The organism is Bradyrhizobium sp. Kon37, assembly GCF_055807535.1.
Map to the genome: position 1 here is coordinate 297,344 of NZ_JBVVOY010000001.1, position 22,131 is coordinate 319,474.

Below are 22,131 nucleotides of genomic sequence, written 5' to 3' on the forward strand. Positions count from 1 at the left end.
CTTGCTGTCAATGCCAGCAGGCACTATGTTTCATTAATACGCGCCGCAGGACCTCTTTAAAAGAAGACATCCGCTCAAGCAGGCCCATGATCCGTAGTCCATGACTGACAGTCCCGACGCCGAATCCCGATTTCTCGAACAGCTCGGCCAGCGCGTGCGCACAATGCGCGCGCTACGCGGCATGTCGCGCAAGGTGCTCGCCAAGGTATCAGGAATATCGGAGCGCTACATCGCGCAGCTCGAAAGCGGCAAGGGCAACGTCTCCATCGTGCTGCTCCGCCGCGTCTCCGACGCGATGGGCGCGCATCTCGAAGACCTGCTTCCCTCGGCCGATCCGACCCCGGACTGGCAGATGTTTCGCGATCTCTTGCGCAAGGCGACGCCGGCGCAGCTCGCGCAAGCCAAGGATCTGCTGGCAGGCGGCAGCGCTTCCGCGCCGCGGCGCGCGCCGTTCTGCGGCATCGCGCTGATCGGCCTGCGCGGCGCCGGCAAATCGACGCTTGGGCGAATGCTGGCGAAGAAGGTCGGCTGGAGTTTTGTCGAACTCAACAAGGAGGTCGAGCAGCAGAACGGCCTCTCGGTCGCCGAGATCATCGCGCTCTACGGCCAGGAAGGTTTTCGCCGCATGGAGCAGGCGGCGCTGCAACAGCTGCTCGCGCGCAACGAGCTGATGGTGCTGGCGACTGGCGGCGGCATTGTCTCGGAGCCCTTGACGTTCGACCAGATCCTGTCGTCGTTCTACACGATCTGGCTGAAGGCCGAGCCCGAGGAGCACATGGCCCGCGTCCGCCGCCAGGGCGATTTGCGCCCGATGGCCGACGACCGCTCAGCTATGGCGGAGCTGCGCAACATCCTCTTGAGCCGCGAGCCGCTGTATGCGCGCGCGACGGCGGTGGTGGACACGGCGGGACTGTCCGTCGATGCCGCCGCGGCGCGCCTGGTTGATGCGGTGCGACCGGTGCTGCAGAACGAAGCGCGCAGCTTCGGGCTGCGCAGCGTGGCGCTGTAGGTCCGAACTCCCATGACCGACAGCGACGTTGCAATCTCCATGTTCGCGCGGATCGGCGGCAGCGCCACGATCAATCGACTGGTCGATCGCTTTTATGAACGGATGGATACGCTGCCGGAGGCGAAGATCATCCGCGCGATGCATGCGGACGACCTCGGCCTGATCAGGGACGTGCTGAAGCGCTATCTCACCGAATGGACCGGCGGCCCGAAACTCTACTCGGTCGAGAAGGGCCATCCACGGCTGCGCCAGCGCCACATCGGCTTTGCCATCGGCGATGCCGAGCGCGACGCGTGGATGCTCTGCATGCGCGGCGCGCTCGAGGAGACGGTTATGGACGCTGCCGCGCGGCAGGACCTCGACAAGGCGTTGTCCGGCCTCGCCGACTGGATGCGCAACCGGCAGTGATTTTTGCACAGGCGCGTAGCCCGGATGAGCGAAGCGACATCCGGGTCTTCACGATGACTTTCCCGGGTATCGCTTCGCTCACCCGGGCTACAAGAGTTGCGACCGCACCGCTTCAGCGCCCTCACGCAACAGCGGCAAAAATCGCTCGATCAATTCCTGCGCCGGCACGCGGTCGACATGGGCGCCCATGTTGATGGCGGCGACGATCACGCCATCATAACGACGCACCGGGACTGAGATCGAGCGGAAATGCGGCTCGGCCTCGCGATCGACCAGCGCGTAACCCTGCGCGCGATCGGCGACAATGCGCGCGAGCAGCGCCTTGGGATCGGTCACCGTCTGCGGCGTCAACGCCTCGCGCTTCATCGCTTTTAGACGCGCAGCCAGCTCGGCATCGGTGAGTTGGCCGAGCATGGCGCGGCCGACCGAGGTGCAGAAGGCCGGCAGGCGGTAACCGATGTCCAGCCCACCTGAAAACATCCGCGCCGGACTGCTGCGCGCGATGAACACGACCTCATCGCCGTCGAGAACCGCGAGCGAGGAGATTTCGTTGGCCGCTATCGCAACGCGGTCGAGCACCGGTTGCAGGACCGTGACGAGTTGGCTCGACCGCAGATACGACGCGGCCAGTGTCAGCACATGTGGCGTCAGTGAGAACAGTTTGCCGTCGCCGCTGACGAAGCCGCCGCGCTGAAGCGTGAACAGCATGCGTCGCGCAGTCGCGCGCGGCAGATCCGCGGCGCGGGCGAGATCGCTGAGTGTCATCGGACCCGCCGTCGCTCCGAAGCATTGCAGCAGGCGCAGCCCGCGATCGAGGCTCTCGACGAAATCCGTCGCGCGTTCGTCGCTCTCGCTTCGCTTCAGCTTGGGCATGGTGTCGGGTCATTCCTGCAAAATAGTGCTTGCTGCCGGATCAAGGCATGTCATAATTCGCCCATTCGTTCAATAGGCGAACAAACGCCACTCCACAAAGGATGCACTCGCCATGATGAGCCAGGAGCAGAACGACCTGATCACCCGCACCGGTCCGAAGGACCCCTGCGGAAAGCTAATGCGGAGCTACTGGCAGCCGGCGGCGCTGGTGGACGAGCTCGACGGCGATCGACCGATCCGCCCCGTCAGATTGCTCGGCGAAAACCTGGTGCTGTTCCGCGACGAGACCGGGCGCTACGGCCTGATCGATCGGCACTGTGCGCATCGCGGCGCCGATCTCGCCTTCGGACGGCTCGAGCATGGCGGCCTGCGCTGCGCCTTTCATGGCTGGCTGTTCGACGCCACCGGGCAATGCATCGAAACCCCGGCCGAGCCGAAGGATTCAAAACTCTGCCAGAACATCCGCCAGCGCTCTTATCCCGTGGTGGAGAAGAGCGGCATCCTCTGGGCTTATCTCGGCGAGGGCGAGCCGCCGGCATTTCCCGAACTCGACTGCTTCGTCGCCCCCGGCACCCACACTTTCGCGTTCAAAGGCCACATGGCCTGCAACTGGCTCCAGGCGCTCGAAGTCGGCATCGATCCCGCGCACGCCTCCTACCTGCATCGCTTCTTCGAGGACGAGGACACGTCGACGGCCTACGGTAAGCAATTCCGCGGCGCCTCCGCCGGCAGCGACCTGCCGATGACGAAGATTTTGCGCGAATACGACCGCCCGATCATCAATGTCGAGCACACCGAATACGGCCTGCGGCTGATCGCGCTGCGCGAGATCGACGAGGAGCGCACCCACGTGCGCGTCACCAACCAGCTCTTCCCGCACGGCTTCGTCATCCCCATGAGCACGGAGATGACGATCACGCAGTGGCACGTGCCGGTCGACGACGAGAACTGCTACTGGTACGCGATCTTCACCAGCTATTCGAACCCCGTCGACAAGAAGAAGATGCGCGACCAGCGGCTCGAGCTCTATGAGCTGCCGGACTACAAATCGCGCAAGAACAGGACCAACGATTACGGTTTCGATCCGCACGAGCAGCAGACGGCGACCTATACCGGCATGGGCACCGACATCAACGTCCACGACCAGTGGGCGGTGGAATCGATGGGCGCGATCCAGGACCGCACCAGGGAGCACCTCGGCACGAGCGACAAGGCGATCGTGCAGTACCGCCGCCTGCTGCGGCAGGAGATCGAGAAGGTCGCAGGCGGCGAGAAGCCGATGCTGCATCTCGACGAGGCCACCGCACGTTCGATCCAGGGCCCGGCGACCATGGACGGCATCGGGCCGACCCGAGGCTGGGAGATATACTGGATGGAAGTCGACGTGAAGCGCCGCCGCAGCGCGCCATGGACGGCGCCGGTGCCGAAGGAGATTGCGGACAACGTGCATCGGCTGACGGCGGCGGAGTGATAATGCAGTTCGCCGCTGGCGGGGCGAGACGGCGGCTCCACATTCTCCGCTGTCATGCTCCGCGAAAGCGGGGCATCCAGTACGCCGCGGCCTCTCGTGGACACACGGACGTCTCTGGAATACTGGATCGTCCGCCTTCGCGGACGATGACAGTGTGCGCTATACTCTCGCGGAGCAAGAAGGAACTGCCAAAGTGACTTTCGTCGCGCGTCATGCGCTGTGGTCGGATGAGCAGAAGGACGCTGCATTGCGCATGCGCCGCATCGTCGAGGAGAAGAACCTCGAGGTCATCCGCCTCGCCTTCCCGGACCAGCACGGCATCTTGCGCGGCAAGACCATCGTCGCGGCCGAGGCGATCGCTTCGCTGGAGAGCGGTTGCTCCATCACCACCACCATGCTCGCCAAGGACACCTCGCACCGCACGGTGTTTCCGGTGTTCACGTCGGGCGGCGGCTTTGGCATGAAGGAGATGGAGGGCGCGGCCGACGTGCTGATGGTCGCCGATCCCACCACGTTTCGCGTTTTGCCCTGGGCGCCGGCCACGGGCTGGGTTCTCTGCGACCTCTATTTCAACGACGGCCGTCCTGTCCCGTTCGCGACACGCGGGCTCTATCGCAAGGTGCTCGGCGAGCTCGCAAGCCGCGGCCACGATTTCGTCGCGGGCCTCGAGGTTGAATTCCACATCTTCAAGCTCGACGATCCGCATATGCGGCCCGAGGACGCTGGCCAGCCCGGCACGCCGCCTTCGGTGAGCCTGCTCAGCCACGGCTATCAATATCTCACCGAGCAGCGCTTCGATCAGATGGAGCCGGTGCTGGAGATTTTGCGCCGTGACATCGTCGCGCTCGGTCTGCCCTTGCGCTCCGTCGAGGTCGAATTTGGGCCGAGCCAGTGCGAATTCACCTTCGCCCCGAAGAAGGGCCTCGAGCCCGCCGACAACATGGTGCTGTTTCGCTCCGCCGTGAAGCAGATCGCGCACCGCCACGGCTATCACGCCACCTTCATGTGCCGGCCGAAGCTGCCGAATTTGTTTGCGAGCGGCTGGCATCTGCACCAATCGGTGGTCTCACGCGCGAGCGGCGAGAACCAGTTCATGGCGAAAGACGGCGGCGAGCCGCTCAGCGCGTTCGGCCGCGCCTGGCTTGCGGGCCTGCTCGACCACGCCCGCGCGTCGACCGTGTTCACAACCCCGACCATCAATGGCTACAAGCGCTACCGCTCCTATTCGCTGGCGCCGGACCGCGCGATCTGGGGCCGCGACAATCGCGGCGTGATGATCCGCGTGCTCGGCGCGGCCGGCGATGCCGCCACGCGCCTGGAAAACCGCATCGGCGAGCCCGCCGCCAATCCCTATCTCTACATAGCCTCGCAGATTCTTTCCGGCCTCGACGGCGTCGACCGCAAGCTCGATCCCGGCCCGTCGGCCGATACGCCCTACGAAACCAAGGCGCCGCTGTTGCCGAAGTCGCTGCGCGATGCGGTCAGCGCGCTGAAGGACGATCCGTTCTTCCGCGAAAAGCTCGGGGCTGAGTTCGTCGACTACTACACCCACATCAAGAATGCCGAGATCGACCGCTTCCTGTCCGAGGTGACCGATTGGGAGCACCGCGAATATTTCGAGGTGTTTTGAGCCGCCGCCAACCGGCCGCTGATCCCCGCAACACGGCCGGATTTTCCAGGAGTACCATGATGCGGTTGCGCCCGGCGGTCCTGCTCTTTTCCCTGACCCTGTCCGCGCCAGCCCTGTCCGCGCCAGCCCTGGCCGACTGGCAGGCGAGCACCGTGCGGGCCCCCGGCCGCGTCAGCGAAATTGATTTAGCGGATAGCGACGTCCGAATTGCAATCGGCACGAATTGGTATCAGTTCGACGCGAAAGGGATGCGCATGGTGCCGACCCCCGCGCTCGAACGTCCGGCGCCGCCGCCCGGGGCCCTTGCGGATGGGCGCGTCGCGACAGGCCGCGATACCGTCGCGCGTGCCTGGCTCGCTGAGCCGACCGAACGCTATCACCACGGCGTCCTCGGCGATGCCATCGAGGCCGGCAGCCTGGTGATCGAGCCGCGCGGGGGCGGACAACGCACGCTGCGCCTGGATGGTGACGCCGTGTTCGAAGACCTCGAGCCGCGCGTCGCTGCGATCGGCGGCCGCGAAAGGATTGTGCTGGTCAAATCCTATCTGAAGCGCGGCTCCGCGCTGGCTGTCATCGATCCCGCCTCGGCGGCCATCGTTGCGGAGACGCCTCCGATCGGCCACGCCCATGCTTGGCTCAATCCGGCCGGTATCGCCGATTTCGACGGCGATGGCACCACGGATATTGTGCTTGTCCGCCAGCCTCATGTGGTCGGGATTCTCGAAATGTGGTCGTGGCGGCATGATCGTTTGGAAAAATCGGCGGAAATTTCCGACGTATCGAACCATTTCATCGGCTCGCGATCGCTGCACATGAGCTTTACGGCCGATTTTGATGGCGACGGCCATCCAGATCTCGCGGTACCGGACCTCGAACGGCGAACGCTGCGGCTCATCGGGTTCGTCGCTGGCCCGCATGACATCGCGCGCATCAGGCTTCCGGCAAGGATCGCGACGAATATCGGCGGCATGAAATACCGCGATCGTCCCGCACTCGTGTTCGGGCTCGAGGATGGCCGGCTGATGTTGGTCCACGATTAGGATCGCCGCGGGCCGAGCCCACGATCGTTACCGACAGGCCCTCACGCCGGCGTGAGCCGGTTTCGCGCCGGTGCTTCCTACGAAACCTTTGACCTTGCCGACGAAGTCATTTTTCCGCCCCCGCGAAGATCGCCGGAAACGATGGAGGGTCACAATGACGGCATTGATCAACAATGGAGTTCGGTCATGTGGGGTCATTTGTTCAGCTTGATCTATCGCCTGTCCTGCCGTGCCACCTTGATCGAAATCGGAATGGGCCGCTCGTCGCGATAGAGGCCCAGCGAATCCAGGTAAGACGGATTGACCAGGTAACGGAGGGTGTCATGCGAAAGCTGATCCTGATCGCGGCAATGTCGCTGCTGGCAAGCCAGGCCTATGCCGGCGGACCACGGAGCCTCAGCCTTGCGGCGACAAATGTGAACCCGCAGACCGCCGAGCCGGCAACGACAGCAGCCACGCCGCCACAAGCTCCAGCGGCAGGGCCCACGAATGTCCAGACGGCGACCACCGCCCCAGCTTCAACGTCTCCGGCAGCGACTGCCACGACATCCGCGATCGCTCCGGCCGCGACCCAGTCCGGTCTCGCGCCGATTGCCAGCACGAGAGAAACGACAAAGCCGAAACGTCGCCAGCCATCCACGGAGGCCCGCGTGATCCGGGAACTGCATCGGCACGGGATTTACTGGTGATTGCCAACGTCGTCCTGGCGAAAGCCAGGACCCATTACCGCAGGGAAAAGTTGTCGCACGCGACTGCCAACCACAAATCTTTGCCAAACTGAATTCGGTGGTTATGGGTCCTGGCTTTCGCCAGGACGACACCGTATGAGCGGCGCCAGCATCGCGCCCTCACAGCCTCAAATCCCCAGATATTTGTGCTGCAGATCCGGCTCGGCCAACAGCTCGTCCGAGGTGCCGCTCCACACCGTCTTGCCGCGCTCGATGATGGTGTGGCGGTCGCAGATGCGGGCGAGGTGGTCGACGTTCTTGTCGACGACCAGGATCGACTGTCCCCGGCTCTTGAGCAGCGACAGACAGCTCCAGATCTCTTCGCGGATCAGGGGCGCCAGGCCTTCGGTCGCTTCATCCAGAATGAGGAGCTTCGGGTTGGTCATCAGTGCGCGGCCGATGGCGAGCATCTGCTGCTCGCCGCCGGAGAGCTGGTTGCCCATGTTGGAGGCGCGCTCGGCGAGGCGCGGAAACATCACGTAGATCGCCGCCAGCGTCCAGGGATTGCTGCTGTCGAAACGATCGGCGGCGGCCGCGACCAGGTTTTCGCGCACGGTGAGGTTCGGGAAGATCTGCCGCCCCTCGGGGACGAGGCCGACACCGAGTTGCGCGATCCTGTAGGACGGCTGCGTCCGCACCTCCGAGCCCGCAAAGCGGATGCTGCCTGCGCGCGCCGGCGTCAGGCCCATGATGGAGCGGATGGTCGTGGTCTTGCCCATGCCGTTGCGGCCCATCAGCGAGACCATCTCGCCTGATTTGACCGACAGCGACAGGCCGAACAGCACCTGGGACAGGCCGTAGCAGGTCTCGATGCCGTTGACCTCGAGCAGCGTGTCACCCATCCCTTTTTCAGACATGGTGCGTCACCACATGCGCCTCGCCGAGATAGGCGCGCTTGACGTCCTCGTTCGCCCGGATCGCGGCCGGATCGCCGGAGGCGATGACGCGGCCATAGACCAGCACCGAGATGCGGTCGGCGAGCGCAAACACCGCCGGCATGTCGTGCTCGACCAGCACGATCGAGACCTCTTTGCGCAGCTCCTGGAGCAGCTGCACCATGCGCTGGGACTCGGTGACACCGAGGCCCGCCATCGGCTCGTCGAGCAGTAAAAGTTTCGGCTTGCTTGCCAGCGCAACCGCCAGCTCGATCTGGCGACGCTCGCCATGGCTGAGTCTGGACACCAGCACATCGGCACGATGGGCGAGACCGACGCGCTCGAGCGCGGCATGCGCGGCATCGCGCAGGCCCTTCTCCTTGCGTGCATCGGCGAAGAAGCGAAACGAGGTGCCGGCATGCGCCTGCGCCGCGAGCGCGACATTGTCGGCGGCGGTGAAATCGAGCAGCAGCGAGGTGATCTGGAACGAACGTGCCAGGCCCAGCGCGCAGCGGCGATAGGCCGGCAGATAGGTGATGTCGCGCCCCGCCAGCGAGACGCTGCCGGAATGCGGCTCCAGATGCCCGGTGAGCTGGCTGATCAGCGTGGTTTTGCCGGCGCCGTTCGGGCCGATGATGGCGTGCAGCTCGCCTGCCGCGACGTCGAGCGAGACGTTGTCCGTCGCAACGATGCCGCCGAAGCGGCGCACCAGCCTGTCGACACGGAGCAGCGGCTCAGCCACGATTGAGCCTCCCGAGCAGGCCCATGATGCCGCCGCGGCCGAACAGCACGATCAGCAGCAGCATCGGCCCCATGATGAGCGCCCAGTATTCGGTGAGCTGCGACAAGAACTCTTCCAGCAGCAAATACACCACCGCGCCGATGACCGGACCGAACAGCGTGCCCATGCCCCCGAGGATCACCATCACCATGAGGTCGCCGGAACGCGTCCAGTACATCGCGGCCGGGCTGACGAAATCGGTGTTGTTGGCGAGCAGCGCGCCGGCAAGGCCGCACATCATGCCCGAGATGACGAAGCAGACCAGCTGGTAGCGTTTCGAGGGAAAGCCGATCGCCTGCATGCGTTGCTCGTTGGAGCGCAGGCCCTGCAGGACGAGGCCAAAGCGCGAATTGGCGATGCGCCAGATCAGGAAGACCACGCCGAACAGGCAGGCGAGGCAGAGATAATAAAACTGCGTGCGGTTCGACAGGTTGATCAGCCCGGAGAAATCGCTGCGCTTGTAGACGGTGAGGCCGTCATCGCCGCCGTAACGCGCCAGCCCCGAGGCGACGTAATAGGCCATCTGCGCGAAAGCGAGCGTGATCATGATGAAGTAAACGCCACGCGTGCGAAGCGAGAGCGCGCCGATCACGACGGCGTAAGTCGCGGAGGCCGCAAGCGCAACCGGAAATTGGATGAAGCCGCTTCCCACGCCTTCCTGCGCCAGCATGCCGACCGCGTAACCGCCGATGCCGAGATAGGCGGCATGGCCAAAACTCATCATGCCGCCAAAACCCATGATGAGGTTGAGGCTCGCGGCCGCCAGCGCCAGGATGACGATGCGCGTGAATAGCGTCAGGATGAAGATGTTGCCGGAGAGTTGCGAATAGAGCGGCAGTAGCACGAGGCCCGCCAGCATCAGGGCCGTGACGGCCTTGCTCACAGTGAATGACTTCATCGGCGGTTGGCCGGAAACAGCCCCTCCGGACGCACCACCAGCACGACCGCCATCAGCAGATAGATCAGCATGGACGACAACGCGGGCGCGGCGGTCGAGGCCGCGGCGCCGCTCAGCACCTGCCGCAACAAATTGGGCAGGAAAGCGCGGCCGAGCGTGTCGATCATGCCGACGAAGATCGCGGCCAGGAACGCGCCGCGGATCGAACCGATGCCGCCGATCACGATGATGACGAAGGCGAGGATCAGGATGTTCTCGCCCATGCCGATCTGCACGGTGAGGATCGGCGCCTGCATCAACCCTGCAAGACCGGCGAGCGCGGCACCGAGGCCGAACACCAGGGTGTAGAGCAGCTTGATGTTGATGCCGAGCGCGCCGATCATCTCGCGATTGGAGGCGCCGGCCCGGATGAGCATGCCGATGCGGGTGCGCATCACGCCGAGATAGAGCAGCAGCGCAACCAGCAGCGCCACGACGATGATGGCGAGGCGATAGGCCGGATAGTGAATGCCGGGCAGGATCGGCACCGGCACGGTGAGCCAGGCCGGCAGCGGCAGCGCAAGCCCGGCCGGCCCCCAGATCAGCCGCACGGCTTCATTGAAGAACAGGATCAGGCCGAAGGTCGCGAGCACGTGGTCGAGATGGTCGCGTCCGTAGAGGTGCCGCAGCGCGGTCATCTCGAGCACGATGCCGAGCACGAGGGTTGCACCGAGCGCTAGCAGCGCACCGAGCAGGAAGCTGCCGGTCCAGGCTGCGAAGGTGGCGGCGAAATAGGCGCCCATCATGTAGAGCGAGCCGTGCGCGAGGTTGACGAGATCCATGATCCCGAACACCAGCGTCAGGCCGGCGGCGAGCAGGAACAGCAGCAGGCCGAACTGCAATCCGTTCAAGAACTGTTCGACGACGAGCAGCATCAAAACTCTTTCAGGCGCACGCAGGTTCGCGCCGATGTTCGAACACGGTCGCCATCAGTGAAAGAGCTCCCCCTGCCTGTACAAGGCGGAAAAATGGGTAATGGCAGTATCGTTCCGAGGCAAGAGCGATTCGACACCCAACATGCACTTTGTTGCATGCCGATGCATCCGATCGATCCCGGCCCCTGCAATCGGCCTTGCAAGAAGACTGCCGCGCAGGATGGGTCAACCTGCCGCACCCAAACGGATCACCCTCCCCCCGTTGCCGAGGAGAGGTGTGAAATTCGTCGCAACGTTGGGAAGGAGACGCCTAGTGCGACGTCATCTGCCGGGGAAGGTCATCCGGCTCGGCAAGCACGCTATCGGCCGTCGAGGCCTCCAGCGCCGCCATCCGGAACAGATAGGCGAGCGTCGCCAATCCGGTGTCTTCCGCCATCTGCGCGAGTTCGAGCGCCATGTCGGACATGTAGCCGAGATTTTCGTCCTTGATCTGCGCCATGATCTGGCTGTCCCGCATCATGTTCGACATCTCAGGCGCTCTTTCGTTGCGCGGCAGCGAGGCCGCAGAGGTTGGCACGGGCGATGCAATCGATACGCGGACCGTCCTGATGCACGACGTTTGTCATCCCGATACGGTCACACACGGCATCCAGCGACTCTTGACGAATCTCGATCGTGGCCGCCATCGTCCAGGAATTCTCGACCAGCGCCGGCAATCCCAGCGGCGTGACGATGAATCCGATTTCGTGGAAGCGCGGCAGCCACCAGGTCTCCATGACAAGACAGAGACGCTCGATGCCCTGATCGAGACAGAACTCCTGCGCCGCTGCCATCAATTGCCAATTGAACGCGCCGTCGCGGCGCTCGCGCGAAACGAAGAAACGTGACCACTCCCATACCAGCGGGTTCGAGGGGCAGCCGCGCACCGCGGCGAGATGCGGGAAGACCTCGCTCATCATCGTCGGCTTGGTGGTAGGATAGAGGCGGGAGCCGCCGAGCACCCGGCGATTTTCGAGCGCCAGCAGATAGACCGCGTCTTCATTGTCGTAGGTATCGACCTCGCGGCCATCGGGCTTGCGCAGCGCCTCCCATTTCCGCTCCTCGACAAAAATCTCGTGACGCACCCTGAAATGTTGCTCGAGAACGTCCTCGTAGAGGTGCCGGTTGGCGGCAGAAATCACATGAATCATTTATTCCCCCATTGTTCGAAATAAGGGGAACACTCACGGAAAACGGCCAAAGCGACTATTGGGAAATTTCCCAGTAGGCGCGGATTTCAGGGGGTGATGATTCTGTGGCGGATTGCGATCGCAACCGCATGCGTCCGGTTGACGGCACCAAGTTTGCGCGCGGCAGTTGCAAGATGCTCTTCGGCGGTGCGCTGCGTGATGTGCAGGATCTCGCCGATTTCCCAAGCCGACTTGCCCTGCGAGGCCCAGGCGAGCACCTCGCGCTCGCGCGGGGTAAGGCGCATCGATCGATGCGGCGCCGGATCGAGCAAGCGGCGAATGTGATCGAAGCCGTACATGCCGATCAGGTGCAGCGCCGGCTTGCTGCGCGCATTGAGATCGAGGTGAACGCCACCAAGCGAGACGCCGGCCTCGTAGCCGGTCAATCCGTGGATCGGTACGACGAAGCCGCGCGACATGCGGAAATCGGCTGCGCGCCGCATCACCTCCACCGCGCCCGGCTCCAGCTCTGGATCATACGGCGCCTCGGACCACTCGAAAGGGTTCACCGTCTGCCGGCATTTGCGGATCACGGGATCGACACGGTCGTAGCCTTTTTGGGTATAGAGGCTGAACCACTCCGCCGGCCACTTCTTGGCGAGCACCATCTGGGAAAAACGCTGATCGGGATTTGGCAAGCCGGTTACGATGATATGCTCGAAGCCGTAGCGCCCGAACGCGGTCGCAAGCGCATCCATGGCGTCCGGAACCTTGGTATAGGCTCCTAGCCCCTCAATGAAGTCGAGCGCTTCCCGGCCATAATCCACGGCGGACATCGGTGCGTTTCCTGACCCTCGCTATCGCTATAGCACCTCCTGGCGACTGCCTCAATTCGCCGCTTCCGTAGTTTCCCGGTATCCCATTGACCCTGAAGGTTTAATCTACTTGTGGAAGAAGTGACGTCAAGATACACCTATAATGTCTGAAGCGGGGAAACCACGATGGAAGACGAGGACATCGCCCTCAACAGCGTGCTCGGCCTGGAACTCAACCGCGTATTTTTCGCCGTCCGCGAAACGGCAAACAAGCAGAAGATCATCGAGTTCGCACGCGGGGTGCTGCAAAGCGAGCGCAGCAAGCCGGCAGAGAGCGCCACGCCGGACGGACCGGCGAGCTAGCACGCAATTGCTGTGAGCGCACGAACGGTCCGTTCGGTGCCATGCCTTGCTCTGATCTGAGCTTGCTCTGCTCTGATCTGAACCGAACAACCGAACGCGAATGTTTCCTTCCTTCCCCCCTTGTGGGAGAAGTGGCATAGGGGGCTTTCGGCCGCCGTTCTTAAAACAAAACGCCGATGCTTCGCATCGGCTATGGCGCCGGATGAGGGGTTGTTTCCACGCGTTCAAATGCGCGAGGCTCGCGCGGGGAGAGAACCCCTCACCCGTCTCGCGCTATCGCGGCGGTCCACCCTCCTCCCCACAAGGGGAGAGGGAAAGGCAGCGCCGACCACGATTATCTTTCGGATGCCCAGGACATGATGACGCTGCGCCAGGTTGAAGTGATCCGTGCCGTGATGGTGACGGGCACGATCGGCGGCGCAGCGAAGCTGCTGAACGTTTCGGCGCCGGGCATCAGCCGCCTCGTCAAATACACCGAGCGCTCGCTCGGCATCCGCTTCTTTCAGCGCCAGAACGGCCGCTATTTCCCGACGCCGGAAGCCGAGAACATCTTCGAGCAGATCAACGGCGTCTACAAGAAGGTCGACGACCTCTCCGAGATCATCTCCAAGATCGGACGCGGCGGATTGTCGGAATTACGCATCGGCTCGGTGCCGAGCATTTCGCAAGTCATGGTACCGCGCGCAATCGAGCGGGTCCGGCGGCGCTATCCGGATTTGGGCATCGACATCAACATCCTCAAGCTCGAGGAAGCCATCGACTATCTCATGCTCGGCCGCGGCGAATGCGTGGCGATGAGCTACCGCCTGGAGCATTCCGGGCTCGACTTCATGCCGCTCGCCTCCGGCGAGCTCTATTGCATCGTGCCGCCGGGCCACGAGCTCGCCGGCCGCAAGCAGGTCTCCGCCGCCGAGATCACGCGCTATCCGCTGATCGGCATCGATCCCAACGATCCCTACGGGCGGATCATGGCCGAGATCTTCGCGCGCCACCGCCTCGCGTACAACATCACCATTCGCGCCCGCTTCGGCACCACGGTCTGCGCGCTGGTGAAGGCGGGGCTCGGCATCGCCATCATCGACCAGTTCACGGTGGCCCATGGCGGCTATCCTGGCATCGAGCTGATCAAGATCACCGAGCCAACGCGATTCGAGACCTATATCGCGGTGAAGCGCGGCGCGCCGCTGTCGCTTCATGTCGAATATTTCATCGAGTCCCTGCGCGCGGAGATGCGCGCAGTCGAGCCGTCGCAGGGCAAAGGCAGGGCCGCGGCGGCACGGGGGCGGAAGAGATAACATTATGTTAGGTTTGCAGGACAAGAGGGTAATTGTGTTAGGCCGAGGAAAGGCTATCGTTCTTAGGGGAAGCCCCTTGGAATTGGGCGGATTTCCCCGCTAATGGCCGGGACGGAACGCTCCCAACGAGACGATAGCGAACCATGTCAAAGCGCGGACCTGCCGCATCCAAAAAGCTCCTGACCGGCCTGATCGGCGCACCCATCGCGCATTCCGCCTCCCCCGCCATGCATGAGCGCGCCGCGGAGGGGCTTGGCCTGCGCGGACATTATCAGCTCATCGAAGTGGCCGGCGCCGATGCGGCCGGGCTCCGGCTGATGCTGGAAGGCGTGCGGCGGCTCGGCTTTGCCGGCGTCAATGTCACTTTTCCTTACAAGGAGGCCGTGGTCCCGCTGCTCGATGAACTGGCACCGGGTGCGGCCGCGATGGGGGCGGTCAACACCGTCGTCGTCAGCAACGGCCGGCTGATCGGCCACAACACCGACACGACGGGCTTTGCGCGCGCCGTCGCGCCGCTGCTGGCGGCCTCTGGAAACGCGGTCGCCGTGATCGGCACCGGCGGCGTCGGCAAGGCGATCGCCTTCGCGCTGGCGAGCCTTGACGTGGCCGACATCCGCATCTTCGACAGCGAGCCGGCACGCGCCGAAAAACTCGCCGCGCTGCTCGTCAAGCAGGGCGGCGCCAGGGTCGCCGCAAGCGTCGAGGACGCGCTCGACGGCGCAACCGGCCTCGTCAACGGCACGCCAGTCGGCATGCTGCCGAACCGGGAAACGCCGGTCGCGCCGACGCTGTTGCGTCAAAACCTGTGGGTCGCCGATGCCGTCTACTCACCGCTGATCACCCCGCTGCTGGCGGCCGCCCAGGCCAAGGGCGCGCGGATCATGACCGGGCGGGAGCTTGCGATCTATCAGGCCGCCGACGCTTTCGAACTGTTCACTGGCCTTGCCCCATCCACCGAGATCATGGGAGAGGCATTCGACGAGGTGATGGCGGCACGAAGCCCGGCCTATCACGCAGCGTAACCGAAGCGGCCGGAGACAAGGCCGTGCACAACATCAACGAAAAATGGGAGGAGAGACCATGAAATCGACCATTATGGTGGGCGCCCTGCTTGCCTTCGCGGCTGCAACCAGCGTCCACGCACAGGCGATCAAGCTTGCCGACGTCGCCGAGTTGTCCGGCGGCGGCGCCACCGTCGGCACCAACTGGAAGAACGGCATCGACCTCGCGATCGAGGAGATCAACGCCAAGGGCGGCGTGCTCGGCCGCAAGCTCGAAGTCACTCATGCGGACTCCCAATCCAATCCGGGCGTCGCGCGCGCGCAGGTGCAAAAGGCGCTTGACGCCGAGCCCTATGTGCTGCTCGGACCCGGCTATTCCGGGTCGGTGAAGGTGACGGCGCCGCTGGCGGCCGAGGCCGGCATCGCGCAGATCATGGGCGGCGAAGCCGCCGAACTGACGCAAGGCGGAAACAAATTCCTGTTCCGCACCTCGTTCGGTCAGCAATCGTCGATGCCGAAGGTCGCCAAATACATTCACGACGACATGAAGGCGAAGTCGGTCGCCGTCGTCTGGGTCAACAATGACTTTGGCCGCGGCGGTCGCGATGTCGTCGTCAAGGAGCTCGACCGGCTCGGCTCCAAGGTGGTCGCCGATCTCTCCACCGAGGCGGGCCAGGCCGATTTCGCCGCCGACGTCGGCAAGATCAAGGCCGCCAATCCCGACGCCGTGTTCGTCTATTTGAACGAGGAAGAGAGCGCGCGCATCCTCAAGGAGCTCAAGCGCCAGGGCGTCACCGCGCCGCTGATGGGAGAGACCACGCTGATCGGGCAGAAGGTGATCGAGCTTGCGGGCGATGCCGCCAACGGCGCGCGCGGCCATGTCGGCCTCACCACCGATGCGCCGGTCGATCTGATCAAGGCGTTTCGCGACAAGTTCGCGAAGAAGTACAATTACGTGCCCGACCATAACGGGCTGAAAGGCTATCTCGCGGTCTACATGGTGAAGGCCACCACCGACAAGATGGGCAAGGTCGATTCCAAGGCGTTCGCCGACAATCTGCATGGCCTGACCATCAAGGCCGCGGACGAGCCGGGCATCTTGATGGACGTCACCTTCAGCGACACCGGTGACATCGACCGCCAGAGCTTCCTGGTCGAAGTGGTCGAAGGCAAGCAGGTGGTGAAGCAGGTGCTGCCGAAGGTGAAGTGAGTCTTTGCCTCTCGCCGCGCCTGTCCGCCGAAGGTTTAGCGAAGGCGGATGCGGAGCGAGATCTTTCGTCTCCCTCTCCCCGCCCTTCGCGGGGAGAGGGCGGGGTGAGGGGCTGCTTCCGCGGATACGGTGACAATCGAGTTCGCGGAGACAGCCCCTCACCCTGACCCTCTCCCCGTAAGAACGGGGAGAGGGAGAAAAGGAAGAGCGGGGCGAGGGAAGAAGGCAGAGCGCCGAGAGGGGAAAATGTCCAGTCTGTTCGATCTTCTGGTCGCGGGACTTGCCACCGGCGCGATCTATGCGTTGGTCGCGGTCGGCTTCACGCTGCTGTGGCAGACCTCGCAGACCATCAATTTCGCGCAAGGCGAGTTCGTGATGCTGCCGGCGTTCCTGATGCTGGCGGCGATGCATGCCGGCGCGCCGTTCTGGCTCGCGATCATCCTCGGTATCCTGCTCTCGATGCTCCTGCTCGGCCTCGCCTTCAAGATGCTGCTGGTGGATCCGATGATGCGCCATGGCGTGCTGCCGCTCGCGATCGCGACCATGGCGCTCGCGATCGGCCTCAAGGAGGCCGTAAAACAGTTCTTCAGCGCCGAAGCCTCACTCTTCCCCTCGATCGTGCCGACCGGGGACGTCTCCGTCCTCGGCCATGCCGTCTCGCTGCAAAGCATCGGCGTCCTCGTCCTCGCTATCGTTGCCGTCTTCGGCTTGACCGCGCTTCTCAACCGCACCTCGCTCGGCCACCAGATGCAGGCGGCGGCGCAGAACCCGACGGTGGCGCGCATCATCGGCGTTCCGGTCGAGCGCATGATTCTCCTGACCTTCCTGATCAACGCGTTCCTGGTCGCGCTCGCATCGCTGTTGATCACGCCGATCTATCTCGCGAAATTCACGTCCGGCGAGGTGCTGGGCCAGGCCGCCTTCATCGCCGCGATCGTCGGCGGGTTCAATCAGGTGCGCGGCGCGATCGCAGGCGGCCTCCTGATCGGCGTGCTCGACAATCTCGCGGCCGCCTATGTCTCGACGCAATACCGCGCCGCCGTGCCGATGATCTTCCTGATCGCCGTCATCCTGTTCCGACCGCAGGGCCTGCTCGGCCGCGCCGAGGAGCGCACCGTATGAGCGGCTTCGCCAAACCTCTCAAGATCGCGTTCGGCCTCATCGTCCTCGCTGCGCTGATCGTCGTCCCCATGAACTTCAACCGCTATGGCCTGTTCATCTTGAGCCAGTGGGCGGTGATGGCCATCGCCGCAATGGGCCTCAACCTTACGCTCGGTTATGCCGGCCAGGTCTCGCTGGCACAGGGCGCCTTCGTCGGCATCGGCGCCTACGCCGCGGCAATCATGACCACGCATGGCTGGCCGCTCCCGGCGGCGATCGTCGTCGCGATCACCTTGAGCTTCGCGGTCGGCTGGGTGCTCGGCTATCCCGCGCTACGGGTGCAGCACCACTATCTCGCCTTTGTCACGCTCGCCTTCTCCACACTGGCCTTCCTGGTGTTTCGCAACGAGAGCTGGCTCACCGGCGGCATCTACGGCATCTCCAACATTCCGCGCCCCCATATTTTCGGCCTCGCGACCAACAAGCCGCTGCCGTTCTATTATGTCTGTCTCGGCTCGCTCGCGATCGTGTCGCTCGCGGTGTGGTGGCTGATCCGCTCGCCCTGGGGCCGCGCCTTCATGGCGCTGCGCGAAAACCCGCTGCGGGCGCAGTCGCTCGGCGTCGACACGCGACGCTATACGCTGATGGCGTTCGCGATCGGCTCGGCGCTCGGCGGCGTCGCTGGCGCGCTTTATGCGCCGCTGACGCAGTATATCGATCCCGTGCCGTTCAACCTGTCGCTCTCGCTCGACCTCCTGATGATGGTGATCGTCGGCGGCGCCGGATTCTTCCTGGGTCCGTTCCTCGGCGCGATGATCGCGGTGCTGCTGCCGGAATGGCTGCGCTTCACCGAGGGCTATTATCTGATGCTGTACGCGATCGCGGTGATGGGGCTGCTGATCTGGTCGCCGACCGGAATCTTGGGAATCCTCGACCGCTATCTCGCCGAACGCCGTACCAAGGTGGCCTCGGCCCAGCGCGCCGTCGCAAAGTCCCGGCTGGAGACGGTGCAATGAGCGCGGTTCTCGAAGTCACCGACATCAAGAAGAATTTTGGCGGCATCAGCGCCGTCGGCGGCGTCTCTTTCGACGTCCGCGAGGGCGAGATCCTCGGCCTGATCGGACCGAACGGCTGCGGCAAGTCGACCCTGTTCAACTGCATCCTCGGCCAGCTCACGCCGAGCGGCGGCGAGGTCAAGCTCGACGGCAAGGTCGTCACGGGCTTGCGACCCGCCGAGCTCAACAAGCTCGGGGTCAGCCGCACCTTCCAGCTCCTGCAAGTGTTCCCAAAACTCTCGGTGCGCGAGAACCTGATCCTCGCAGGACAGGAGCACCAGGGCAGCATGGCCTCGCGCCTGGTCGGCCGCTCCGATGCCGGACTGACGCAGGCCGCCAACCAGATGATCGGTTTCTTCAAGCTCGACCATCTCGCGGATGAACCTGCCGGCGGGCTCTCCTATGGCCAGCAAAAACTGCTCGACGCCGCCATGGCCTTCATGGGCGGACCGCGGCTGGTGCTGCTCGACGAGCCCGCCGGCGGCGTCAACCCATCGATGCTGACGGGTTTGAAGGAGCGGCTGGTCGCGATCAACCGCGAGAAGAACGCCACCTTCGTCGTGATCGAGCACAACATGGAATTCGTGATGTCGCTGTGCTCGCGCGTGATGGTGATGGCGGAAGGCAAGGTGCTGGCGATGGGACGACCGGACGAGGTGCGAAAAAACCCCGCGGTGATCGAAGCCTATCTCGGACACTAGGGAGAGCCATCATGAGCGATCCGATCCTCTCGGTTCACAATCTCGTCGGCGGTTACGGCAAGATGACGATCCTGAACGGCACCACCTTCGCCGTGCCGCAGGCCACCATCACCACCATCATCGGCCCGAACGGCGCCGGCAAGTCCACCGTGTTCAAGGCGATCTTCGGCCTGCTCAAGCTGCGCGAGGGCAAGATCAACTTCGCCGGCCGCGACGTCACCAATCTGAGCCAGCGCGCGCTGCTCAATGCCGGCATTTGCTACGTGCCGCAGGGCCGCAACATCTTTCCCGAGCTGTCGGTCCGCCACAATATCGAGCTCGGCGGCGTTTCCGCGGGCAAGGGCATCGACCTGCAGAGCCGGATCGAGGCAGCGCTCGACCTGTTCCCGGCGCTGCGCCGGAAATCGACGCAGCAGGCCTCCACGCTATCTGGCGGCGAGCAGAAACAGCTCGAAATCGCCCGCTCGCTGCTGCTCGAGCCGAAGCTCGTGCTGATCGACGAGCCCTCGATCGGCCTGTCGCCGCTGATGGTGCAGCAGACTTTCGACATCCTGAAGAGCTTGCGCGACCGCGGCGTCACCATTCTGATGATCGAGCAGAACGCACGCTCGGCGCTGGAGATATCCGACATCGGCATCGTGCTCGAGCTCGGCCAGACCCGCATGATCGACGGCGCGAAGCGCATTTTGAATGATCCCCGCATCGGACAATTGTTCCTCGGCGGAGCGATGGAGGACAACGCAGCATGACCAAACGCTCGATCGCAACCGTCTCACTCTCCGGCGCCCTCGACGAAAAGCTCCGCGCCATCGCGTCCGCAGGCTTCGACGCCGTCGAGATTTTCGAGAACGATCTGCTGTCGTTCGGCGCCGGCCCGCGCGACATCGCAAAGCTCTGCGGGGACCTCAATCTCGAGATTTGCGCATTTCAGCCGTTCCGCGATTTTGAGGGCATGCCGGAGCCGCAGCGTGCGCGCAACTTTGCCCGCGCCGAACGCAAGTTCGACCTGATGCAGGAGCTCGGCACTGACCTGCTGCTGATCTGCTCGAACGTGTCGCCGGCCGCGCTCGGCGGCATCGACCGCGCCGCGGATGATTTTCGCGAGCTTGGCGAGCGCGCGGCCAAACGATCTTTGCGCGTCGGCTACGAGGCATTGGCCTGGGGACGTCACGTCAACGATTACCGCGATGCATGGGAAATCGTGCGGCGCGCCGATCACCCCGCGATCGGAATCATCCTCGACAGCTTTCACGCACTGGCCCCCGGCTTTCCGGTCCGCGCGATGGCCTCGATCCCCGGCGACAAGATCTTCCTGGTCCAGCTTGCGGACGCGCCGAAGCTCGAGCTCGACATCTTGTCGTGGAGCCGGCACTTCCGCTCCTTTCCCGGCCAGGGCGACCTGCCGGTCGGCGAATTCATGGCGGCGATCGCGGCGACCGGCTATGCCGGACCGCTGTCGCTGGAGATCTTCAACGACCAGTTCCGCGCCGGCTCGGCCATACAGACCGCGGTCGACGGCCTGCGTTCGCTGATCCTGCTGGAGGACCAGCTTGCACCGGCTTGGCCAAAGCTCGTCAGCGAACCCTTGGCGCCCAAGCCCAAAAGTGGAGGCACGGGATTCATCGAGTTTGCCGTCAACGAGACCAAGGCCGGCGAACTCGCCCGCCTGCTCGCGCAGCTCGGTTTCCGCAAAACCGGCAAGCATCGCAGCAAGGCGGTGGAGCGCTGGTCGCAAGGCAAGGTCGAGCTCGTCGTCAACTCCGAGACCGACGGCTTTGCGCATTCGCACTACGTGACGCATGGCCCCGGCGTCTGCGCTATCGCGCTCGACGTCGACAATGCCGGCCTCGTCATGCAGCGCGCCGAAACACTGAAAGCGCGCACCTTCTACCAGCCGGTCGGACCGGGCGAGCTGGAGATTCCCGCAATCCACGGCGTCGGCGGCAGCCTGCTTTACTTCCTCGACCAAGCCGGCAAGAACTGGGACACCGATTTCGAACAAGTCCCGAGCGACGCTCGCGCGGACGCCCTGCTGGCCGTCGATCACATCGCGCAGTCGATGCCCTATGACGAGATGCTGTCCTGGCTGCTGTTCTATACTGGCATCCTCGACCTCAAGCGGCTGCCGCAGATGGAGATCGCCGATCCCAGGGGCCTCGTGCAAAGCCAGGCCGTCGTCAACGGCGACCAAAGCCTGCGCTTCGTGCTCAACGGCTCATCCGCCAACCGCACGCTGCCGGCCCGTTTCATCTCGGAATTCTTTGGCTCGGGCGTGCAGCACGTCGCGTTCACGTGCCGGGACATTTTTGCGGCGGTCGCGGAGATGCGCAAGCGCGGCGCGGATTTTTTGGATATCCCTGACAATTACTACGACGACATCGAAGCCAAATACGACCTCGCGCCCGACCTGATGGCGCAGCTGCGCGCCAACCACATTCTCTACGACCGCGAAGGTGACGGGGAGTTCTTCCAGGTCTACACCCACATCTTCGACGAGCGCTTCTTCTTCGAGATCGTGGAGCGAAGGGACTATCAGGGGTTTGGTGCGGCCAACGCCGGGATCAGGCTTGCCGCGCAGTCACGCGAAGTGCGACCTGCGAGCATGCCGCGGGTGTAGTCTCTATCGAGGCCGTCATTGCGAGGAGCGAAGCGACGAAGCAATCCAGAGTCTTTCCACGGAAAGACTCTGGATTGCTTCGCTGCGCTCGCAATGACGTCGAGAGAGCATGAGAGTGCGGCGACAGGGCTGCTCGCGGAAGCAGCCCCTCACCCCAACCCTCTCCCCGTAAGAACG

Annotated in this window: 23 protein-coding genes; 15 read left to right on the forward strand and 8 right to left on the reverse strand. The window is 64.0% G+C overall.

The window, feature by feature from the left end; genetic code table 11:
- Positions 1-100: 100 nt before the first annotated feature.
- Complete coding sequence (locus tag AC0L3J_RS01525) at positions 101-1,009, forward strand: helix-turn-helix transcriptional regulator (RefSeq protein WP_473345635.1); 909 nt, start codon at positions 101-103, stop codon at positions 1,007-1,009.
- A 12-nt stretch (positions 1,010-1,021) separates the two neighbouring features.
- Positions 1,022-1,417: a group II truncated hemoglobin gene (locus AC0L3J_RS01530; RefSeq protein ID WP_473345636.1), complete on the forward strand. Its 396-nt coding sequence runs from the start codon at positions 1,022-1,024 to the stop codon at positions 1,415-1,417.
- A gap of 87 nt (positions 1,418-1,504) precedes the next feature.
- Here the strand turns inward: AC0L3J_RS01530 and AC0L3J_RS01535 are convergent, their stop codons facing one another.
- Complete coding sequence (locus tag AC0L3J_RS01535; RefSeq protein WP_473345637.1) at positions 1,505-2,290, reverse strand: IclR family transcriptional regulator domain-containing protein; 786 nt, start codon at positions 2,288-2,290, stop codon at positions 1,505-1,507.
- A 112-nt stretch (positions 2,291-2,402) separates the two neighbouring features.
- On the opposite strand from AC0L3J_RS01535, the gene AC0L3J_RS01540 reads away from it, so the two are divergent.
- From AC0L3J_RS01540 to AC0L3J_RS01555, 4 genes are all read left to right on the forward strand, one after another.
- The gene (locus AC0L3J_RS01540; protein WP_473345638.1) at positions 2,403-3,761 is read left to right on the forward strand and encodes an aromatic ring-hydroxylating dioxygenase subunit alpha; all 1,359 of its coding nucleotides are present in this window, start codon (positions 2,403-2,405) and stop codon (positions 3,759-3,761) included.
- Positions 3,762-3,954: 193 nt separating this feature from the next.
- A complete protein-coding gene (locus AC0L3J_RS01545; RefSeq protein WP_473345639.1) occupies positions 3,955-5,391 on the forward strand; it encodes a glutamine synthetase family protein in 1,437 nt (478 codons plus the stop codon).
- 56 nt (positions 5,392-5,447) lie between these two features.
- Positions 5,448-6,431, forward strand: coding sequence for an FG-GAP repeat domain-containing protein (locus tag AC0L3J_RS01550; protein WP_456767210.1), 984 nt, complete (start codon positions 5,448-5,450; stop codon positions 6,429-6,431).
- A 323-nt stretch (positions 6,432-6,754) separates the two neighbouring features.
- Positions 6,755-7,120: a hypothetical protein gene (locus AC0L3J_RS01555; protein WP_473345640.1), complete on the forward strand. Its 366-nt coding sequence runs from the start codon at positions 6,755-6,757 to the stop codon at positions 7,118-7,120.
- 167 nt (positions 7,121-7,287) lie between these two features.
- Here AC0L3J_RS01555 and AC0L3J_RS01560 read toward each other — a convergent pair whose 3' ends face one another.
- The 7 genes from AC0L3J_RS01560 to AC0L3J_RS01590 form a co-directional block, all read right to left on the reverse strand.
- Positions 7,288-8,016, reverse strand: coding sequence for an ABC transporter ATP-binding protein (locus tag AC0L3J_RS01560; protein ID WP_473345642.1), 729 nt, complete (start codon positions 8,014-8,016; stop codon positions 7,288-7,290).
- On the reverse strand, positions 8,009-8,776 hold the full coding sequence (locus AC0L3J_RS01565) for an ABC transporter ATP-binding protein (RefSeq protein ID WP_473345643.1): 768 nt from the start codon (positions 8,774-8,776) through the stop codon (positions 8,009-8,011). The genes AC0L3J_RS01560 and AC0L3J_RS01565 overlap by 8 nt, the downstream gene beginning before the upstream one ends.
- Positions 8,769-9,713: a branched-chain amino acid ABC transporter permease gene (locus AC0L3J_RS01570; RefSeq protein ID WP_473345644.1), complete on the reverse strand. Its 945-nt coding sequence runs from the start codon at positions 9,711-9,713 to the stop codon at positions 8,769-8,771. The genes AC0L3J_RS01565 and AC0L3J_RS01570 overlap by 8 nt, the downstream gene beginning before the upstream one ends.
- Positions 9,710-10,627, reverse strand: a complete 918-nt coding sequence (locus AC0L3J_RS01575) for a branched-chain amino acid ABC transporter permease (protein ID WP_247285300.1) — start codon at positions 10,625-10,627, stop codon at positions 9,710-9,712. The genes AC0L3J_RS01570 and AC0L3J_RS01575 overlap by 4 nt, the downstream gene beginning before the upstream one ends.
- A 310-nt stretch (positions 10,628-10,937) precedes the next feature.
- Complete coding sequence (locus AC0L3J_RS01580) at positions 10,938-11,156, reverse strand: hypothetical protein (RefSeq protein ID WP_473345645.1); 219 nt, start codon at positions 11,154-11,156, stop codon at positions 10,938-10,940.
- Between the two features lies 1 nt (position 11,157).
- Positions 11,158-11,817: an acyl-homoserine-lactone synthase gene (locus AC0L3J_RS01585; RefSeq protein WP_473345646.1), complete on the reverse strand. Its 660-nt coding sequence runs from the start codon at positions 11,815-11,817 to the stop codon at positions 11,158-11,160.
- 86 nt (positions 11,818-11,903) lie between these two features.
- Positions 11,904-12,632: a helix-turn-helix transcriptional regulator gene (locus AC0L3J_RS01590; protein ID WP_247404527.1), complete on the reverse strand. Its 729-nt coding sequence runs from the start codon at positions 12,630-12,632 to the stop codon at positions 11,904-11,906.
- 165 nt (positions 12,633-12,797) lie between these two features.
- On the opposite strand from AC0L3J_RS01590, the gene AC0L3J_RS01595 reads away from it, so the two are divergent.
- From AC0L3J_RS01595 to AC0L3J_RS01635, 9 genes are all read left to right on the forward strand, one after another.
- Positions 12,798-12,974 carry a hypothetical protein gene (locus AC0L3J_RS01595; RefSeq protein WP_018456036.1) on the forward strand — a complete coding sequence of 59 codons (177 nt, stop codon included), beginning with the start codon at positions 12,798-12,800 and terminating at the stop codon, positions 12,972-12,974.
- A gap of 356 nt (positions 12,975-13,330) precedes the next feature.
- Positions 13,331-14,269 carry a LysR family transcriptional regulator gene (locus tag AC0L3J_RS01600; RefSeq protein ID WP_473288503.1) on the forward strand — a complete coding sequence of 313 codons (939 nt, stop codon included), beginning with the start codon at positions 13,331-13,333 and terminating at the stop codon, positions 14,267-14,269.
- 143 nt (positions 14,270-14,412) lie between these two features.
- Positions 14,413-15,291 carry a shikimate dehydrogenase gene (locus tag AC0L3J_RS01605; RefSeq protein ID WP_247285295.1) on the forward strand — a complete coding sequence of 293 codons (879 nt, stop codon included), beginning with the start codon at positions 14,413-14,415 and terminating at the stop codon, positions 15,289-15,291.
- A gap of 58 nt (positions 15,292-15,349) precedes the next feature.
- The gene (locus AC0L3J_RS01610) at positions 15,350-16,480 is read left to right on the forward strand and encodes an ABC transporter substrate-binding protein (RefSeq protein WP_473345648.1); all 1,131 of its coding nucleotides are present in this window, start codon (positions 15,350-15,352) and stop codon (positions 16,478-16,480) included.
- 246 nt (positions 16,481-16,726) lie between these two features.
- The gene (locus AC0L3J_RS01615; protein WP_473345649.1) at positions 16,727-17,602 is read left to right on the forward strand and encodes a branched-chain amino acid ABC transporter permease; all 876 of its coding nucleotides are present in this window, start codon (positions 16,727-16,729) and stop codon (positions 17,600-17,602) included.
- A complete protein-coding gene (locus AC0L3J_RS01620; RefSeq protein WP_473345650.1) occupies positions 17,599-18,597 on the forward strand; it encodes a branched-chain amino acid ABC transporter permease in 999 nt (332 codons plus the stop codon). The genes AC0L3J_RS01615 and AC0L3J_RS01620 overlap by 4 nt, the downstream gene beginning before the upstream one ends.
- Positions 18,594-19,337 (forward strand): ABC transporter ATP-binding protein, encoded by a 744-nt coding sequence (locus AC0L3J_RS01625; RefSeq protein WP_473345651.1) that lies wholly within the window; start codon positions 18,594-18,596, stop codon positions 19,335-19,337. Before AC0L3J_RS01620 ends, AC0L3J_RS01625 begins: the two co-directional genes overlap by 4 nt.
- Before the next feature lie 11 nt (positions 19,338-19,348).
- A complete protein-coding gene (locus tag AC0L3J_RS01630) occupies positions 19,349-20,086 on the forward strand; it encodes an ABC transporter ATP-binding protein (protein ID WP_473345652.1) in 738 nt (245 codons plus the stop codon).
- A complete protein-coding gene (locus tag AC0L3J_RS01635; RefSeq protein ID WP_473345653.1) occupies positions 20,083-21,954 on the forward strand; it encodes a bifunctional sugar phosphate isomerase/epimerase/4-hydroxyphenylpyruvate dioxygenase family protein in 1,872 nt (623 codons plus the stop codon). The genes AC0L3J_RS01630 and AC0L3J_RS01635 overlap by 4 nt, the downstream gene beginning before the upstream one ends.
- Positions 21,955-22,131 lie beyond the last annotated feature (177 nt).

Coding starts and splice junctions, on each gene's coding strand:
- AC0L3J_RS01525 (WP_473345635.1), top strand. CDS start 101: ATGACTGACAGTCCCGACGCCGAATCCCGATTTCTCGAACAGCTCGGC.
- AC0L3J_RS01530 (WP_473345636.1), top strand. CDS start 1,022: ATGACCGACAGCGACGTTGCAATCTCCATGTTCGCGCGGATCGGCGGC.
- AC0L3J_RS01535 (WP_473345637.1), bottom strand. CDS start 2,290: ATGCCCAAGCTGAAGCGAAGCGAGAGCGACGAACGCGCGACGGATTTC.
- AC0L3J_RS01540 (WP_473345638.1), top strand. CDS start 2,403: ATGATGAGCCAGGAGCAGAACGACCTGATCACCCGCACCGGTCCGAAG.
- AC0L3J_RS01550 (WP_456767210.1), top strand. CDS start 5,448: ATGATGCGGTTGCGCCCGGCGGTCCTGCTCTTTTCCCTGACCCTGTCC.
- AC0L3J_RS01555 (WP_473345640.1), top strand. CDS start 6,755: ATGCGAAAGCTGATCCTGATCGCGGCAATGTCGCTGCTGGCAAGCCAG.
- AC0L3J_RS01560 (WP_473345642.1), bottom strand. CDS start 8,016: ATGTCTGAAAAAGGGATGGGTGACACGCTGCTCGAGGTCAACGGCATC.
- AC0L3J_RS01570 (WP_473345644.1), bottom strand. CDS start 9,713: ATGAAGTCATTCACTGTGAGCAAGGCCGTCACGGCCCTGATGCTGGCG.
- AC0L3J_RS01575 (WP_247285300.1), bottom strand. CDS start 10,627: ATGCTGCTCGTCGTCGAACAGTTCTTGAACGGATTGCAGTTCGGCCTG.
- AC0L3J_RS01580 (WP_473345645.1), bottom strand. CDS start 11,156: ATGTCGAACATGATGCGGGACAGCCAGATCATGGCGCAGATCAAGGAC.
- AC0L3J_RS01585 (WP_473345646.1), bottom strand. CDS start 11,817: ATGATTCATGTGATTTCTGCCGCCAACCGGCACCTCTACGAGGACGTT.
- AC0L3J_RS01590 (WP_247404527.1), bottom strand. CDS start 12,632: ATGTCCGCCGTGGATTATGGCCGGGAAGCGCTCGACTTCATTGAGGGG.
- AC0L3J_RS01595 (WP_018456036.1), top strand. CDS start 12,798: ATGGAAGACGAGGACATCGCCCTCAACAGCGTGCTCGGCCTGGAACTC.
- AC0L3J_RS01600 (WP_473288503.1), top strand. CDS start 13,331: ATGATGACGCTGCGCCAGGTTGAAGTGATCCGTGCCGTGATGGTGACG.
- AC0L3J_RS01605 (WP_247285295.1), top strand. CDS start 14,413: ATGTCAAAGCGCGGACCTGCCGCATCCAAAAAGCTCCTGACCGGCCTG.
- AC0L3J_RS01610 (WP_473345648.1), top strand. CDS start 15,350: ATGAAATCGACCATTATGGTGGGCGCCCTGCTTGCCTTCGCGGCTGCA.
- AC0L3J_RS01615 (WP_473345649.1), top strand. CDS start 16,727: ATGTCCAGTCTGTTCGATCTTCTGGTCGCGGGACTTGCCACCGGCGCG.
- AC0L3J_RS01620 (WP_473345650.1), top strand. CDS start 17,599: ATGAGCGGCTTCGCCAAACCTCTCAAGATCGCGTTCGGCCTCATCGTC.
- AC0L3J_RS01625 (WP_473345651.1), top strand. CDS start 18,594: ATGAGCGCGGTTCTCGAAGTCACCGACATCAAGAAGAATTTTGGCGGC.
- AC0L3J_RS01630 (WP_473345652.1), top strand. CDS start 19,349: ATGAGCGATCCGATCCTCTCGGTTCACAATCTCGTCGGCGGTTACGGC.
- AC0L3J_RS01635 (WP_473345653.1), top strand. CDS start 20,083: ATGACCAAACGCTCGATCGCAACCGTCTCACTCTCCGGCGCCCTCGAC.